This window comes from Bacillus sp. PK3-067 (assembly GCF_056738645.1).
Map to the genome: position 1 here is coordinate 706397 of NZ_CP096490.1, position 16359 is coordinate 722755.

Sequence of the window (16359 nt, forward strand, 5' to 3'; positions counted from 1 at the left end):
AAAAATACCGTGAATTTTGTTGAGAAATATTTATATAGATATAAAAACATCCCTTCCAAGTAATAAGGAAGGGATGTTTTGCTTAACTAATTTTTGAGTTAGGTGTTTCATCAATCTTATGAAACCCTTTCATGTAATATACGATTGCTAAGCCGATAAGCCAAATTGGGCCGACAATCAATGCAATTCGTGTATCTTTTGAATACGCCATTATACCTAATACTAATACAAGGAAAACGAGTGAGAAATATGAGCTTAATGGGTATAAAGGCATTTTATACGATAACTTTTGTTTATTTTGAGTAGGCAAGCTTTTACGGAATTTAATTTGAGCGACTAATATAATTCCCCAAGTCCAAATTGCACCGAAAGTTGAAATGCTAGTAAGCCATGTAAATACCTTTGCAGGTACGAGATAGTTTAATATAACACCAATTAGTAAAACGATAGCAGTTGCTACAATTCCTTGGCTTGGAATGCCATTTTTATTTAAACGACCAAATCTTTCAGGAGCTTTTTTCTGCTGAGCTAATGTATATAGCATACGGCCTGTACTAAATAAACCACCGTTACAAGAAGAAAGAGCTGCTGTTAATACGACAAAGTTAATAATACCTGCTGCTTTTGCGATACCAATTTGTTGGAATGTTAATACGAATGGACTGCCTTTCTCACCAAGTTCGTTCCATGGATAAATTGCCATCATAACGAATAATGCCCCAACGTAAAAGAGTAGAATTCTCCAAAATACGTTATCGATTGCCTTTGCGAGTGTTTTCTTCGGATTTTGAGCCTCACCAGCTGTAACACCGATTAATTCAACGCCTAAATAAGCGAATAGTACCATCTGCATGGAGAGTAGTAACCCAGAAAATCCATTTGGGAACCAGCCACCATGTGACCAAAGATTTGAAATACCAGTAGCGATACCACCGTTTCCGAATCCGAATAAAATAATACCAGCTCCGACTACTATCATACAGATAATTGTGACAATTTTAATGAGAGCAAACCAAAACTCAAGTTCTCCAAATACTTTTACCGATAAGAAGTTAAAAGCGCTCATTAATAATAGAGCAAGTAATGCCCAAGTCCAGCGCGGGATATCTGGGAACCAGTACTGCATGTAAATACCAGCTGCTGTAATTTCAGCCATACAAGTAACAACCCATAAGAACCAGTAATTCCAACCAGTAATATAACCAGCGAGTGGTCCAATATAATCATATGCATATTTACTAAAAGAACCAGCAACAGGTTGTTCAATTGCCATTTCCCCAAGCGCTCGCATAATGAAAAAAATAACGAGACCGGCAATCATATAGCCTAGCAAAATAGAAGGACCTGCTAGTTTAATGGCGGAAGCGGATCCTAAAAATAGCCCAACGCCAATAGCTGAGCCCAGTGACATTAAAGTAATATGTCGTTCTTTTAAACCACGATTTAAAGTTCCAGATTTGTTTGTGTGCTGCATAAGAAGAATCCCCCTTGTAGAGTGAACGATATTTGAATGCGTTTACTAAATATTTAACTATTTCAAATTATAAAACATTTCTATCTGTTATGCTACAAAAATAATCATAATGAACTGTACTACATCTGTACTTGTCAGACTTAAACTTAAAATTCTAACTATTAGGGAATATATTGACTCTTCTTTTTATTGATTGTTAAGATTAAGTATTATATTTTCTCACATACTAGTAAGAAAAAGAATGTGTGATAATAATTCAGGTGTAGGAAGGGTACATAAGCATGTTTCAATTACAAAAATATAATACTTCTGTGAAGCAAGAGTTTTTAGCTGGCATCACAACTTTTTTTACATTTGCGTATATTCTTGTCATCAATCCAAAAATATTATCTGATGCAGGTGTACCATTTGACCAAGCGTTTACAGCAACAATTATTGCAACCGTTGTTGGAACAGTAGGTATGGCGATTTTCGCGAATTACCCGATTGTTATTGCTCCAGCTATGGGAATGAATGCATATTTTGCTTATTCTGTTGTACAGAAGGCAGAAGGGATTACATATGTAGTTGCCTTTTCAGCTGTATTTGTAACGGGGATTATTTTTCTTTTATTATCTTTTACTTCGTTTAGGCAAAAGTTAATTTTAGCAATTCCTGATAGTTTAAAGCATGCAATTGCAGGTGGAATTGGACTATTTATTGCTTTTATTGGATTGCGCCTTTCTGGAATTATCGTGGATCATCCGTCTAATTTAGTTACGATTGGTGATTTTCATTCTCCAGCTGTTATTTTAACTTTAATTGGTTTAATATTAGCGGTGGTATTAATGACATTGCGTGTGAGCGGTGCATTATTTATTAGTATGATTGTGACAGGAATTATTGCCTTCTTTACAGGGCAATTGAAGTTTGCTGATAAAATTGTGGCGATGCCTCATTTACCAGAGGGTATCATCGTTTCAAACCCAATCAATGCCTTTTCAGATGTAATTGAATACGGATTATACGGCGTTGTATTTTCATTTTTACTTGTACTTTTATTCGATACAACAGGTGCATTACTTGGTTTAATTAAACAAGCAGGTTTAATTACAGACAATACAGAGAAGCGTTTTGGTAAAGCGTTTATTGCAGATGCAATTGGCGGGACTACAGGTTCTATCTTTGGAACAAGCCCAACAGCAGCGACGATTGAATCGTCAGCAGGTATTGCTGCAGGTGGTAAAACTGGGTTAACAGGGATTGTAGTTGTTGGTCTAACAATTATAACGGCATTTTTTAGTCCTGTTATTGCTTCTTTATCAAGTGTAGCCGCTATTACAGCTCCTTCATTAATTATAGTAGGTAGTTTAATGGCACAAAGCATTCGAGATATTAATTGGAATGAATTTGAAGATGCGTTACCAGCATTTTTAATTTTTATAGGTATTCCGTTAACATCTAGTATTGCGAATGGAATTGCAATTGGATTTTTAGTGTATCCAGTCTTGAAAATTGTGAAAGGGAAAGGGATGGAAGTGCATCCGTTACTATACTTATTTACAATTTTATTTGGATGTCATTTATTCTTATAATATAGGAGAGGGGGCTTCTTATGAGGGGCTCCTTTTTTGTGTATAATAAAGTGAAACTATAATCAGTCACGCAAAATATAAATTACTTAATGGAATATATATGTTACAATATGGATGGAGGGGGAACATGAATGGCTGTAAGTAAAATAAAAGTCGCGCGTGTTCAGTTAGATTTAACACAGCAACAATTAGCAGAAAAAGTAGGCGTTACAAGGCAAACGATTAGTTTAATTGAGAAGGGCAAATACAATCCGTCTTTAGATTTATGTTTGAAAATTTGTTATGCAGTAGATAAAACTTTGAATGATTTGTTTTGGGAGGAAAAGGAGTGATTCGATGAAAATTGTGAAAGATGAACGTTTAATGATTGAGGGGTTAAAACATATTAGATTAGTTTTCATCTTACAAAATATTTTCATACTAGGTATTGTTTTTTATCGCTACGTTTTGCAAGATGCAGGATATGAAAGTGTTTCGGATTTATTAATGGTATTTATGGGTGGGATTGTAGTTATTAACTTTTTAAATCTGAAAAATTCAGTGGAAGTGTATGAGCATACAGGGGGAGTATCACGTAGCTATTTCATGAAACTATTATTAATTCCTGTAAGTATTGTTATTGGGATTTTAGCTATTTGTATCGTTGTAACACCAGATATTTCGATAAAGGAAATTAGTATGACAGGATTTATTATGTTTGCTTGTTTTTTAGTTCCTAGTCTGTTTATATACATATATATGAAAAAGATAAAAAGTGAAGATTGAAATATAAGAAAAGCTTTCCCGTATTGCGGAAAGCTTTTCTTATATTCTTTTATACAGTACTTTATGAAGGCCAATTGGTTCAATTTCAAAGATTTCACCATGTTCTTGGAAGCCTAAGCGCTTGTAATAGTCAGCTACAGTAATTCGGCCATTACACCATAGCATATTTGCTTGACGCTCTTGTAAGATTTGTTCTGCTTTCTGAATTAAGGAGCTTCCAGCGTGGTTGTTTCGAAACTCAGGCAATGTGGCCATTCCTCGTAGACGATAATGCATACCTGCTTGTAAGTCGGGATGCATTTCCTTTGAGAAAGAAGCGATACTAATAAGTTGATCGTTTATAAATGCGCCTAAGTGAAAGGTATCTGTTTCATAATCGGAAGGGTATTTACAATCTGCTAATGTTTGATTGGGGCGTAAAATTTTTTGACGTAATACGTAAGTTTCAGATCCCTCAATATTTTTCACGGTAATCATATTAACATCCTTTCTTATAACGCTTTTTCTGTTAATTGTATAAAGAAATAGGCAGGTGCGGCGAGAAGTCCGAGTATGCTAGCAGTTCCAAGAAGGAGTGAAAGTAGGAGGCAAGAATATTTTATTCCATTCGATTTTTTCCATCCGTAACTACAAATCTCAATACTAACACCGATGAGAATAATGGCAACGAGTATTTCGGCTAATAATAAGAGAGCTAAAGTTATAATAGACATAATGTAATCCATCCCCATAATATGTGATAGTAACATTTTACCATATGAAATGGAAAAAATGCCCCTCAATTATGTGAGGGGCATTTTTTTATTCTAATATGTTTTTTAGTGTATCGATATGTTCTTTTGAGCCTGTTACAAGTAATGTATCACCGTGTTGTAGTCTTGTATCCCCATGTGGGATTAATGCTTTATTTCCACGATAAATTTGAATGACTAGTACATCACCTAAAAACGGAAGGCGACGAAGTGCAACGCCGTTATATTTATTGCTCCGTAGTTCAACTTCACGGACTGTTTCGTTTGCTGTTGTAATTAAGCGAACGAGACTAGGTTTATCAATAAGCGCACGTAATAAAATACGTGTAGAGTTAATTGTTGAGAATACAGCGATATGTTCTTGCGTTGCTTTTTCTTGTAGAAGTGGATCTTCTACACTTGCAATAACATGTTCAACACCTAGCTCTTTTGCATGTTCTGCCAATAATAAGTTTTGTTCATCATCACTTGTTGCAACAACGACGCGATCTGCATCAAATGCTGTTTGTTCAGTTAATGATGCGATTGTGATGTCATCTAATTTCACGATAGGGAAGTCATGTGATGTCGCTTCTTCATCATTTATTTTGTTTTGACGCATCATATATAGCGTTACGTCATAATCTTCTCGTTTTAAATCTAGTGATAACGGAAGGGTAATTCTGCTCGCGCCAATAATAGCTACTTTTGGTTTTGGTGTTTCTACTTTTGGGAACATTTTTTTAAACAATATAGGTGCAAAAATACAAGTAATAACTGCGCTTAAAATAAGAGAGGCAGATAAACTTGGACTGATGATCTCCAGTTTTTCACCAATTTGTGCAGCCGCAATAACTAAAGAAAGTGTCGATGTTAATAAGATTGCACTTCCAAGTACGATATTACGTGGATACCATTTTCTTAAGACGAGTGATGGTAAGAGTTTCGAAATAAAGAGTCCTACAATTAAGATTGGAATCATTAGCATGCTAGAAGGTTCTTTGAAAATAGACCACACCTCTAGATTTACACCAACCATTACGAAGAAAATAGGGATGAAGAAACCATAGCCGATAGAATCAAGTTTTTCCACCATATCTTCATTTGGTGATAATAACGATACAAGTACACCTGCTAAGAAGGCGCCTAAAATATTTTCTGCTCCAACAGATTCCGATAACCCAACTAAGATTAAAATGAGTGCAAAAACAGCTCGTGTATCAATTTGTACACTACCAGCTTTTAAACTATCTAAGTATGGAATGTTTTTAAAACGTTTTGCAACGAAGTAAATAACAATACCAGCGCCGAATAGAAGAAGAAGAAGCCACATGCTTTGGCCGCTTTCGGAATTTAATCCGACGAATACAGCGAGTAAAATCATTGTAACTAAATCCGCAATAACAGCGACTAATAAAATGATTTGCCCAATTGCTGTTTTTCCTAAGTTATTCTCTTTTAATGTTGGTACAACAACACCTAAAGAAATAGTTGAAATAATTAAAGTCATGAACATTGCATTATCTACGAATCCTAGCCATACGAATAGTAATGATAGGGCATAAGATAAGATGAAAATAAATAAGAAGATAATGCTTGCTGCCTGAAATGTATTTGGTTCGTTTGTCGTATTTTTTTTCCCTTTTTGTTTAAAGATAGAAAAATCAATTTCTAAACCGCTTAAGAACATGAGGAAGATAAATCCTAATGTTGATAAAACTTGAAGCCATATATCTGGCTCAATAATATTAAACCCACTTTTACCTACAAAGATTCCTGCAATAATTTCTGCAACGACCACAGGAAGTGCTTTTAATTTAAAGCGTTGTAACAAAAGGGGAACGAAAAACGCGATTGCAACGACAACCATAAGTGATAGAACAGAAGTATGATGTTCCATTGCGTTCTCTCCCTTCAAATAAATATAGTACCTATTTAGCCATATAATAGGTAGAAAAGCAACGCATATGGATTCGATTTCATAAAGAAAGACTTTTCTTAACATTTGTCATAATAAGTATATTTTTCATGATTATGCTGTTAATTCCGTAATGTGGATGTAATAGAGGGGATAAAAAAAGACTGCTGAGGAATCTCAGCAGTCTTTTTCATGTACATTACATTGAGAAGAAGATCCATACAGTTAAACCAACTGTTGCAGTTGCAACGAAGAAACTGTATATCATTGTAAGAATTTGAACTCTTCCTTCTCCTTCTTTTAAATGCATGAACATAATTAATTGTAACAATGCTTGCGCAACAGCCATTATGATAATAGTTGTTAAGACTGTTGAAAGTGGCAATGTTGTGTAAAGTGCCACGTATAACGCTAGAAACGTTAATGCAAGCGATAAAATAAATCCGAAAACGTGTGACCAAGGGAATCCGCTATGCGCATGTCCGTTTGCTTGATTGTTGTTTTGAGCCATTTACGCCACCATCCCGTTCAAGTAAACTAGTGTGTAAATAAAGACCCAAACAAGATCAAGGAAATGCCAGTATAAGCTGATAATGAATACTTTACGAGCTGTAACTGGTGTTAAACCTCGTTTTAAAATTTGGATAATAACACAAATTGCCCAAATGATACCGCCTGTTACGTGGGCTCCATGCGTTCCAAGAAGAACGAAGAATCCAGATAAGAAAGCACTTGTTTGAATTGTTGCGCCTTCACCAATGTACATAATGAACTCTTCGATCTCGAAGAATAGGAAACCTGCACCTAAAAGTAATGTAAGGACGAACCATCCAAGCATCGCTTTTTGGTTATGCTTACGCATTTCATGAATTACGATACCGCATGTAAAACTACTTGTTAAAAGTAGTAATGTTTGAATTAAAAGCGTTTTAAGTTCAAACAATTGCGCTGGTGTTGGGCCATCTGCCGTACGACCAGCAAGGACTAGATAAGAGGCGAAAAGTGTTGCGAACAGCATAATTTCAGCCCCAAGAAAAATCCAGAATCCTAGGATATTCAATCTGCTTTGTTCGGATTGATATTCCAAAGGTAAGCTTTTATCTAAAGCCGCCATGTCATTTCACCTCTCATGCTATATGTTCTGTTTTTTTAATTTCATCAACACTGATATAGTAGCCTTCATCATAATCGAATGAACGATAGATTAAGCAAGCTAAAATACCAATACCACCGATTGCTGCAAGCCAGAACCAGCTAAATACTAATGCGAAACCTGCAAGACCGAAGAATCCAGACGCAATAATAGGCACACCAGAGTTACTTGGCATGTGAATTGGTTTAATATCTTCTGCTGCTGGTGTAACTGTTTCTCCGCGTTTTTTCATGTACCAGAAAGCATCAGCTTCTTTAATTTCAGGAAGCTTCGCGAAGTTGTAATGTTGTACAGGAGAGTGAGTTGCCCATTCAAGTGTACGACCATCCCATGGATCTCCAGTTGTGTCACGTTCACCGTGACGTGCACTCCAAATTACGTTGTAGCAAAGAAGTAGGAAGCCGATACCCATCATTACCGCACCAACAGATGCGATTTGGTTTAGCCATCCCCATCCAAGACTTTCAGAGTAAGTGTACATACGACGAGTCATGCCGTCTAAACCTAAGAAGTACATTGGGAAGAAACAGATGTTGAATCCGCTCATAAAGATCCAGAATGTCCATTTACCTAGGCGTTCATTTAACATATGACCAGTCATTTTTGGATACCAGAATGTGAATCCAGCAAGCATAGCGAATACTGTACCTGCGATTAATACGTAGTGGAAGTGAGCGATTAGGAAGTAGCTGTTATGGTATTGATAATCAGCTGCTGCCATTCCAAGCATAACCCCTGTAACCCCACCGACTACGAAGTTTGGAATAAATGCCAATGACCAAAGCATTGGAACTGTAAAACGAATACGTCCTTTATACAGTGTAAACAACCAGTTAAAGATCTTAACCCCGGTTGGAATCGAAATCGCCATTGTCGAAATCGAGAAGAATGAGTTAACCGCTGGACCTGCACCCATCGTGAAGAAGTGGTGAAGCCATACGACGAAACTTAGTAAAGAAATTGCAACCATTGAGTATACCATTGCACTGTAACCGAATAGACGTTTACGTGAGAATGTACTAATGATTTCAGAGAAAATACCGAATGCCGGTAAAATAACGATATATACTTCAGGGTGACCCCATACCCAGAACAGGTTGGCCCATAACATTGGCATACCGCCGCTCGCCATCGTAAAGAAGTGAGCATCGAATAGACGGTCAAATGTCATTAATGCAAGAGCAACTGTTAATACTGGGAAAGCGAAAATAATGATAATTGTTGTAATTAAGATTGACCAAGTAAACATTGGCATTCTCATTAAAGTCATACCAGGTGTACGCATTTTTAAGATAGTAACAAGGAAGTTAATACCGGTCATTAGCGTACCGAGACCTGAAATCTGTAATGCAATTGCGTAGTAGTTATTTCCTACGCCCGAAGTAAACTCTGTACCTGCCATTGGGAAGTAAGAAGTCCACCCAGCGTCTGGAGAACCACCGATTACGAAAGCGATGTTGAATAACATTGCTCCGACAAAGAATAACCAGAAACTTAAAGCATTTAAGAACGGATATGCAACGTCACGAGCACCAATTTGTAATGGTACTACAAGGTTCATTAATCCCATAACGAATGGCATTGCCATGAAAAGAATCATTACTGTACCATGTGTTGTAAAGATCCCGTTATAGTGTTCAGCGTTTAAATAAGTTGTTTCTGGGAATGTTAACTGTGCACGGATCATTAAACCATCCATACCACCACGGAATAACATGATAACCGCAGAAATAATATACATAGCTCCGATTTTTTTATGGTCAACAGTTGTTAACCATTCGTCCCAAAGCCATTTCCATTTTTTATACTTTGTTAGTACGAAAATGATTGCTAATGTCACAAGAACGATAGAAGCGTCTGCACCGTAAATAATCGGGTCACCTGTGACAAAGAATTCATCAAGCTTCACTGTGTTCACTCCAATCTGTTGGAATAATAGCTATTATTTTTTGTTTTTGTAGTAGTTGTAATCACAATATTCAAGTGATTTTGGATCTACATAACTTAAGTGGTGACTAGAGAATGTCATACGACCAACTACACCAGGTTTAACAATTTCGTTGTACTTAGCTTCTGTTAGTTTAGGAGCAGTTTCTTGTACTTCTTTAACCCACTTGTCATATTTCTCTTTAGTTTTTGCTTCAACTTCGAACTCCATGTGTGTGAATCCTTCACCAGAGAAGTTCGCACTACGGCCTAGGTAAGAACCTGGCTTATCAGCTTGTAAATAAAGATCCATAATCATGCCATCCATTGTGTACTTCATACCACCAAGTTCTGGTACCCAGAAAGCATTCATTGGGCCGACAGAAGTCAGTTTGAATTGAATTGGTACACCAGCTGGGATGTTTAAATAGTTAACGGTTTCAATTTTTTCCTCTGGGTAACTGAATAACCATTTCCAGTTTGCAGATGTAACATAAATTTCAACTGGTTTAATATGTTTGGACTCTTTCGGAACCTCTTCCGAAGCATAAGTTGCTTTTACTGTTGGAATCGATAATGCGATAACGATAATAACAGGAACAAGCGTCCAAATAATTTCTAGTAATGTGTTACCGTGTTGTTCAGGTGGCTCATAGTCCATATTCTCTGGTTTTTCACGATAACGAATCAAGATGACTGTAAACAGAATGAATACAATTGCGATAATTAATGACATAAGCAAGAATGACCAAACAATTAAATCATACTGTGCTTTTGCAACAGGTCCTTGCGGATTTAATACTGCGAGTTTTTTATCACAGCCACCGAGGAACAGAAGTAATGATAACGGAAGAAGCGAAGCCAACTTCCAAAACGCTTTCTTTAGTTGCACGATTGAAAATCTCCTTTCTCCTTGGATTGAAACTATGCCAATAAAACAATATAAACCTATTAATTTATAGAAGGCAATAGTTTTTGATATATTGTTAAAAAATAGACACAAATGCACACTTTTTAAGGTGAATATCATTTGTAACTTGATTACATTGTAAACTATTTTCCAGAGAAAAACGTGATTGTGAAAATTTTAAGATAAATAAAGTTATACCAGGATATCCAAGAAATAGAAAAAAGCTATCTTATCATAAGAAAGATAGCTGAATATTTTGTATATTTAGTTTATTTCTCGTATGACAGTTCGTGGCTGTTCAAGTGTGACAATTTTTTTATATTTAACTTGATATAAAATGTAACAAATAATCATAAATGGAATGCCACAATAAAGAGCAATTCTTTGATCTGGAATGAAAGCCAAACTAACAAATGTAATGAAATTCAGCGAAAACGCTACGATTGGAACTAGTGGATAGAGCGGTGTACGATATTTTAAATCATTTATGTTGCCACCGTTTTTCACGAAATTTCTACGGAAGAAAAACTGTGAAGCGGCGATTGACATCCAAACGACAACGGCAGCCATTGCTGCAATAGATGTTAAAACTAGAAAGACAGTATCTGCCGCAAATACACTTGTTAGTAAGGACAGGCTAGCGAAAATTAGGCTGAAAATTAATGCATTTAGCGGTACACCTTTTTTAGTTAATTTCGTAAATGCTGGACTTGCCATTCCTTGTTTTGCCATCGCCCACAGCATACGAGAATTTGCGTAGAGACCAGAGTTAGCAACGGATAATACAGCTGTAATAATAACAAAGTTCATAATGTCTGCTGCATATGGGACACCGGCTACATCAAATACAAGTACAAAGGGACTTTCGACTAGATTAGCCTCTTGCCATGGGAGTAAACCTACAACAACTGATATCGCTAAGACGAAGAAGAAGAGAGTTCGCCAAATTGTGTTTTTAATTGCTTTTGGAATTGTTTTTTCAGGATTTTCACTTTCGCCTGAAGCGATTCCGATTAATTCTGTTCCTTGGAAGGAGTAATTTACTGTAATCATCGTAAGAAGAACAGCTAATGCACCATTTGGAAATAGCCCGCCATTTTCAGTGAAATTATGAAGCATTGGAGCTGGCTTTCCATTAAAGTCTAGTAGACCGAACATAACAGCGCCGCCAAGTACGATGAAAATAACAATTGTTGCGACTTTTACACTTGCGAACCAAAACTCTGCTTCTGCATATGCTTTTGCTGATAAAGCGTTTACGAGGAAGAGTGCTGCTGCAAATGTAACGCACCAAATCCAGGAAGAAACGTCTGGAAACCAGCGTTTCATTAAAATACTTACAGTTGTTAACTCTACGCCAACTGTAACAGCCCAATTTAACCAATACATCCAACCGACAACAAATCCAAAACCAGGTGAAATGAATTTGCTTGCATAACTTTGGAATGAACCTGCTTCTGGCATAGCGACGGATAATTCACCAAGACATAACATCGTTAAATACATAACAAATCCACCGACTAAAAATGCAAGAATAGCACCACCAGGTCCGGCATTATGGACAATTTGACCAGATCCCATAAATAACCCGGTTCCGATAACACCGCCGAGTGCAATCATAAATAGGTGTCTACTTTTCATTGTTCGTTTTAAATCTGTTTGTTCAATTTGTTGATTCATATGTCCCTCACCCCGTATTTTCTTGAATGTGTGAACTTCGTTTTATTCTGAGTTTTTAATCATTAGTGGGGGATGCAACACACACTCGGTTTATTTGCTATGAAATGAATGGAGTATGTAAAAAAACGAACTATGACTAAATACTCTAAGAATGTTTGTTAACATGGTGATATCTTCACTATGTTAACAATTTTGATTTTAGCAAAATATTCTGTAAATGTATATTTATTTTTCTTTTTATTAAAAATAATTAGAATTTTTATAATTAATTCTATGAGCGATAATTCACATGATCTTTCTAGCAAACTAGTAAGAAGAAGGGTACAATGATAAGAGGTGTATCTGTAAAATAATAATTAATGGAGTTTTGTTTATAATGAAAAAGTTAAAATATCTTTTTGTTTTTGGGATTATACTTGCTGCTGCATTTTTTATAGGAAAAGATAAAATCATGCAAAAGGCGCAAGTTCTACGCTTAGAGTTTCTATCTGAAATGAAAGAAGCAGCTATGATTGAAGATGTTCCGTTTATTAAACAATTACCAGAATTGCCTAGAGGGTGTGAAGTGACAAGTTTAGCTATGTTGCTGCAATATAAAGGTGTACAAGTAGATAAGATGCAACTTGCTAGCGAAATTCATCGTGTTCCATTTGAACAAAATGGTTTGCGTGGAAATCCTTACGAGGGATTTGTGGGAAATATTTATACAAAGGCAGAGCCTGGATATGGTGTATACAATAAACCAATCTTTGATTTAGCAGAAAAATATGTTCCTGAAAAAGTAATTAATTTAACAGGTAGAGACATGCAAGATATATATAAAGTAATTAGTTCTGGCTCTCCGGTATGGGTCATTATTAATACGACGTTTAAGCCGCTAGCTGAAAGTAGTTTTGAAACATGGAATACGAGTTCAGGCGAAGTGAAAATTACATATTATGAGCATAGTGCAGTAGTAATTGGATATGATCAAAACTTTGTATATGTAAATGATCCTCTTAAAAATAATCCACGTTTGGCTGTTCCGCGAGCAGAATTTGAGAAAGCTTGGGAGCAAATGGGAAAACAAGCAATTACTATTTTATAATAATGAAAAAGTCATCTTTGGGATGGCTTTTTCTTTTTGGTTTATTAACACTGAAAATTCAGAAGATTCTTTTAAAAGTTAACGATTCACGTTATAATAACATTTAACTTGGTGAAGAAGGGGAGAAGAGAAATGGATGTTGCAAAGGAACTTGTTTTGTCAAAAAATCAGTTAGTTGAGTGGAGAAGGCATTTTCATAAGTATCCAGAGTTATCTTTTCAAGAAGAGAAAACATCGCAGTTTGTGTTCGATATACTTCGGAAATTCCCATATTTAGAAGTGTCACGGCCGACTAAATATAGTGTGATGGCAAAGTTAGTAGGTAAACATCCGGGCAAAACAGTTGCGATTCGAGCCGATATGGATGCTCTTCCTATTCATGAAGAAAATGAGTTTGATTTTATTTCTACATATAAAGGTGTAATGCATGCATGTGGTCATGATGGACATATAGCGATATTACTTGGGGTTGTACATAAGTTGGTAGAAGAAAGAGAGAAGATTAAAGGGGAGATTCGTTTTCTATTCCAACATGCTGAAGAGAATTTTCCTGGTGGTGCAGAGGAGATGGTTGCTGCAGGTGTAATGGAAGGTGTGGATTATATTATTGGTGCTCACCTTTGGGCGTCGTTAGAGGTTGGGAAAATAGGTGTTATTTATGGTCCTGCAATGGCTGCACCGGATGTTTTTAAAATTAAGATAGAGGGGAAAGGTGGACATGCTGGAATCCCTCATGAAACGGTGGATAGTATTGCAATCGGAACACAAGTCGTTTCGCAACTTCAGCAAATTGTATCTCGCCTCACGAATCCATTAGATTCTCTCGTAATATCTGTTACGCAATTTCATGCTGGGACAACTCATAATGTAATACCAGAGCAAGCTGAGATTGAAGGGACAGTAAGAAGTTTAAGACATGAATTACGAGGTGAAACAGAGAAGAAGATTGAGCGGATTGTGAAGCATATTACGGAATCTTACGGAGCGAAATATACATTTTCATATGAATATGGATATCGACCAGTTGTAAATGATTATGAAGCTACAGAGCTTATTGAACAAACGGCATTACAACTTTATGGAAGGGATAGAGTTGTTCGTTTACAGCCGACGATGGCTGGAGAAGATTTTTCAGCGTTTTTACAAAAGGCACCGGGGACATTCTTTTTTATTGGAGCGGGAAATAAAGAGAAAGGTATTATATATCCTCACCATCACCCTCGTTTTACGATTGACGAAGATGCATTACCGATTGGAGTGGAAGTCTTTGTATCAGCCATTATGAACTTTAAAAGTAAAGGAGAATGAGATGAAGAAAATACACATTCTAGCGCTTATCCCAGTTCTTTGTTTAGTAGTTGGGCCAATATTTGCGAATTCAGTTACTCCTTACGTATTAGGGATGCCATTTTTATTATTTTGGGTATTATTATCAGTGTTTATTACATCTTTTTGTATGGGGCTTGTGTACGTGTTTGATCCTGCTAATAAGGAGGATGTAAAATGACTGCATTACTTATCATTATTTTATTTTTGTTTCTCGCACTATTTTTAGGGATTCGGGCACAACATGGAAAAGATATGAATTTAGAACAATGGTCAGTTGGAGGAAGAGGATTTGGCACTATTTTTGTTTTTCTCCTTATGGCAGGTGAAATTTATACGACGTTTACATTTTTAGGGGGAAGCGGCTGGGCATATAGTAAAGGAGCACCTACCTTTTATATTTTGGGATATGGTGCTTTAGCTTATCTTTTATCGTATTTTTTATTGCCACCCATTTGGAAGTATGCGAAAGAGCATAACCTTGTTTCACAGTCAGATTTTTTTGCGAAGAAATATAGAAGTAAAGCGCTTGGACTTATTGTTTCGATTGTTGGTGTTGTTTCCATCATCCCATATCTTGTTTTACAGTTAAAAGGACTGGGAATTATCGTTTCAGAAGCTTCTTACGGAAGGGTGTCACCTGTTGTTGCAGTATGGATCGGTGCTATTGTTATAACTATATATGTAATGGTTTCAGGTATACATGGTTCGGCTTGGACGGCTGCTTTGAAGGATATTATGATACTGTTTATCGTTATGTTTTTAGGTATATATTTGCCGTATCATTATTATGGAGGATTTCAGCCGATGTTTGAGGCTGTAGAGGCAGCGAACCCGGGATTTTTATCTTTACCTGAAGAAGGAATGAGTATTTCTTGGTTTGTTTCTACTATTATATTAACGGCCCTCGGTTTTTATATGTGGCCTCATACATTTGCTTCTGCTTTTTCTGCAAAAAATGAAAAAGTATTTCGTAAAAATGCAGCAATTATGCCATTGTATTCTTTAGTTTTACTTTTCGTATTTTTTGCAGGATTTGCTGCTATATTGCAAGTTCCTGGGTTAAAGGGAGCGGATGTAGATCTTTCGTTATTCCGTCTTGCTTTACAAACTTTTGATCCTTGGTTTATTGGAATTATTGGTAGTGCGGGAGTATTAACGGCATTGGTTCCAGGGTCTATGCTTGTTATGGCGGCTTCTACACTGTTAGCAAAAAATATTTACCGAACGATAGTCCCGTCTGCTTCAGATAGACAAGTTGCTAAGATGGCAAAATTATTTGTGCCTGTAGTAACGCTCGTGGCAGTTTTATTTACATTTAAAGGAGGAGAAACAATAGGAGCACTTCTATTAATGGGATACAGTATCGTTACACAACTTTTCCCTGCACTTGTATGTAGCTTGTTTCCACGTCAAATTATTACGAAGCAAGGGGCGATTGCAGGAATGGGAGTTGGGCTATTAGTGGTCGCATATATTACCTTATCTGGTTCGACTATAGCCACGATGTTTCCGAGTTTCCCGCAGTATATAAAAGATTTGAATGTAGGTATAGTCGCATTGTTAATTAATATAATTGTGATGTTTGTAGTTAGTGGATTTACAAAAGGTGTATTTATAAAGAAAAACACTATAATAGTAGAAAAGTAATTCGTTTATCCTGCATTAACGGGCAGTAAGACCCCCACCTCAAAATTCAGCGGAAGCAAAGAAGTTAGGTGGGGATTAAACTGTCCGTAAAAGCCCGATTGGTGAGGGTTGATTAAAGTTTTACTTTATTAGAGCTATCTTTGAAAAGAGATAGCTCTTTTTTTG

At 36.4% G+C, this 16359-nt stretch carries 16 protein-coding genes; 7 read left to right on the forward strand and 9 right to left on the reverse strand.

Annotated features, from left to right (window positions below):
- Positions 1-82: 82 nt before the first annotated feature.
- On the reverse strand, positions 83-1474 hold the full coding sequence (locus M1D73_RS03575) for an amino acid permease (protein WP_098213616.1): 1392 nt from the start codon (positions 1472-1474) through the stop codon (positions 83-85).
- Positions 1475-1755: 281 nt separating this feature from the next.
- Between M1D73_RS03575 and M1D73_RS03580 the strand changes: the two genes are divergently transcribed.
- The 3 genes from M1D73_RS03580 (at position 1756) to M1D73_RS03590 (ending at position 3813) form a co-directional block, all read left to right on the forward strand.
- Positions 1756-3048, forward strand: a complete 1293-nt coding sequence (locus tag M1D73_RS03580) for an NCS2 family permease (protein WP_121868423.1) — start codon at positions 1756-1758, stop codon at positions 3046-3048.
- Positions 3049-3179: 131 nt separating this feature from the next.
- Positions 3180-3380, forward strand: coding sequence for a helix-turn-helix transcriptional regulator (locus M1D73_RS03585; RefSeq protein ID WP_000301182.1), 201 nt, complete (start codon positions 3180-3182; stop codon positions 3378-3380).
- A 4-nt stretch (positions 3381-3384) separates the two neighbouring features.
- A complete protein-coding gene (locus M1D73_RS03590) occupies positions 3385-3813 on the forward strand; it encodes a hypothetical protein (RefSeq protein WP_000706637.1) in 429 nt (142 codons plus the stop codon).
- 39 nt (positions 3814-3852) lie between these two features.
- Here M1D73_RS03590 and M1D73_RS03595 read toward each other — a convergent pair whose 3' ends face one another.
- The 8 genes from M1D73_RS03595 to M1D73_RS03630 all read right to left on the reverse strand — a co-directional run bounded on the left by M1D73_RS03595 (position 3853) and on the right by M1D73_RS03630 (position 12131).
- Positions 3853-4290, reverse strand: a complete 438-nt coding sequence (locus M1D73_RS03595) for a GNAT family N-acetyltransferase (protein WP_000633769.1) — start codon at positions 4288-4290, stop codon at positions 3853-3855.
- A gap of 14 nt (positions 4291-4304) precedes the next feature.
- Positions 4305-4562 (reverse strand): DUF4022 family protein, encoded by a 258-nt coding sequence (locus M1D73_RS03600; protein ID WP_000926991.1) that lies wholly within the window; start codon positions 4560-4562, stop codon positions 4305-4307.
- Positions 4563-4614: 52 nt separating this feature from the next.
- Entirely contained in the window at positions 4615-6444 is a 1830-nt protein-coding gene (locus tag M1D73_RS03605; protein ID WP_000399966.1) for a monovalent cation:proton antiporter family protein, read from the reverse strand.
- 217 nt (positions 6445-6661) lie between these two features.
- Positions 6662-6973 carry a cytochrome aa3 quinol oxidase subunit IV gene (gene qoxD, locus M1D73_RS03610; RefSeq protein ID WP_000068425.1) on the reverse strand — a complete coding sequence of 104 codons (312 nt, stop codon included), beginning with the start codon at positions 6971-6973 and terminating at the stop codon, positions 6662-6664.
- The gene (qoxC, locus tag M1D73_RS03615; RefSeq protein ID WP_000729317.1) at positions 6974-7576 is read right to left on the reverse strand and encodes a cytochrome aa3 quinol oxidase subunit III; all 603 of its coding nucleotides are present in this window, start codon (positions 7574-7576) and stop codon (positions 6974-6976) included. It abuts the gene before it with no gap.
- Between the two features lie 13 nt (positions 7577-7589).
- Positions 7590-9524, reverse strand: coding sequence for a cytochrome aa3 quinol oxidase subunit I (gene qoxB / locus M1D73_RS03620; RefSeq protein ID WP_000762366.1), 1935 nt, complete (start codon positions 9522-9524; stop codon positions 7590-7592).
- 33 nt (positions 9525-9557) lie between these two features.
- Entirely contained in the window at positions 9558-10433 is an 876-nt protein-coding gene (locus M1D73_RS03625; protein WP_001176165.1) for a cytochrome aa3 quinol oxidase subunit II, read from the reverse strand.
- A gap of 282 nt (positions 10434-10715) precedes the next feature.
- Positions 10716-12131, reverse strand: coding sequence for an amino acid permease (locus M1D73_RS03630; RefSeq protein WP_001075759.1), 1416 nt, complete (start codon positions 12129-12131; stop codon positions 10716-10718).
- Between the two features lie 376 nt (positions 12132-12507).
- Between M1D73_RS03630 and M1D73_RS03635 the strand changes: the two genes are divergently transcribed.
- The 4 genes from M1D73_RS03635 (at position 12508) to M1D73_RS03650 (ending at position 16194) form a co-directional block, all read left to right on the forward strand.
- The gene (locus M1D73_RS03635) at positions 12508-13218 is read left to right on the forward strand and encodes a C39 family peptidase (RefSeq protein ID WP_000734488.1); all 711 of its coding nucleotides are present in this window, start codon (positions 12508-12510) and stop codon (positions 13216-13218) included.
- 132 nt (positions 13219-13350) lie between these two features.
- Positions 13351-14526 carry an amidohydrolase gene (locus M1D73_RS03640; protein ID WP_121868422.1) on the forward strand — a complete coding sequence of 392 codons (1176 nt, stop codon included), beginning with the start codon at positions 13351-13353 and terminating at the stop codon, positions 14524-14526.
- A gap of 1 nt (position 14527) precedes the next feature.
- Positions 14528-14725 (forward strand): DUF3311 domain-containing protein, encoded by a 198-nt coding sequence (locus tag M1D73_RS03645; protein ID WP_000719833.1) that lies wholly within the window; start codon positions 14528-14530, stop codon positions 14723-14725.
- Positions 14722-16194, forward strand: coding sequence for a sodium:solute symporter family protein (locus tag M1D73_RS03650; RefSeq protein ID WP_000125939.1), 1473 nt, complete (start codon positions 14722-14724; stop codon positions 16192-16194). The genes M1D73_RS03645 and M1D73_RS03650 overlap by 4 nt, the downstream gene beginning before the upstream one ends.
- Positions 16195-16359 lie beyond the last annotated feature (165 nt).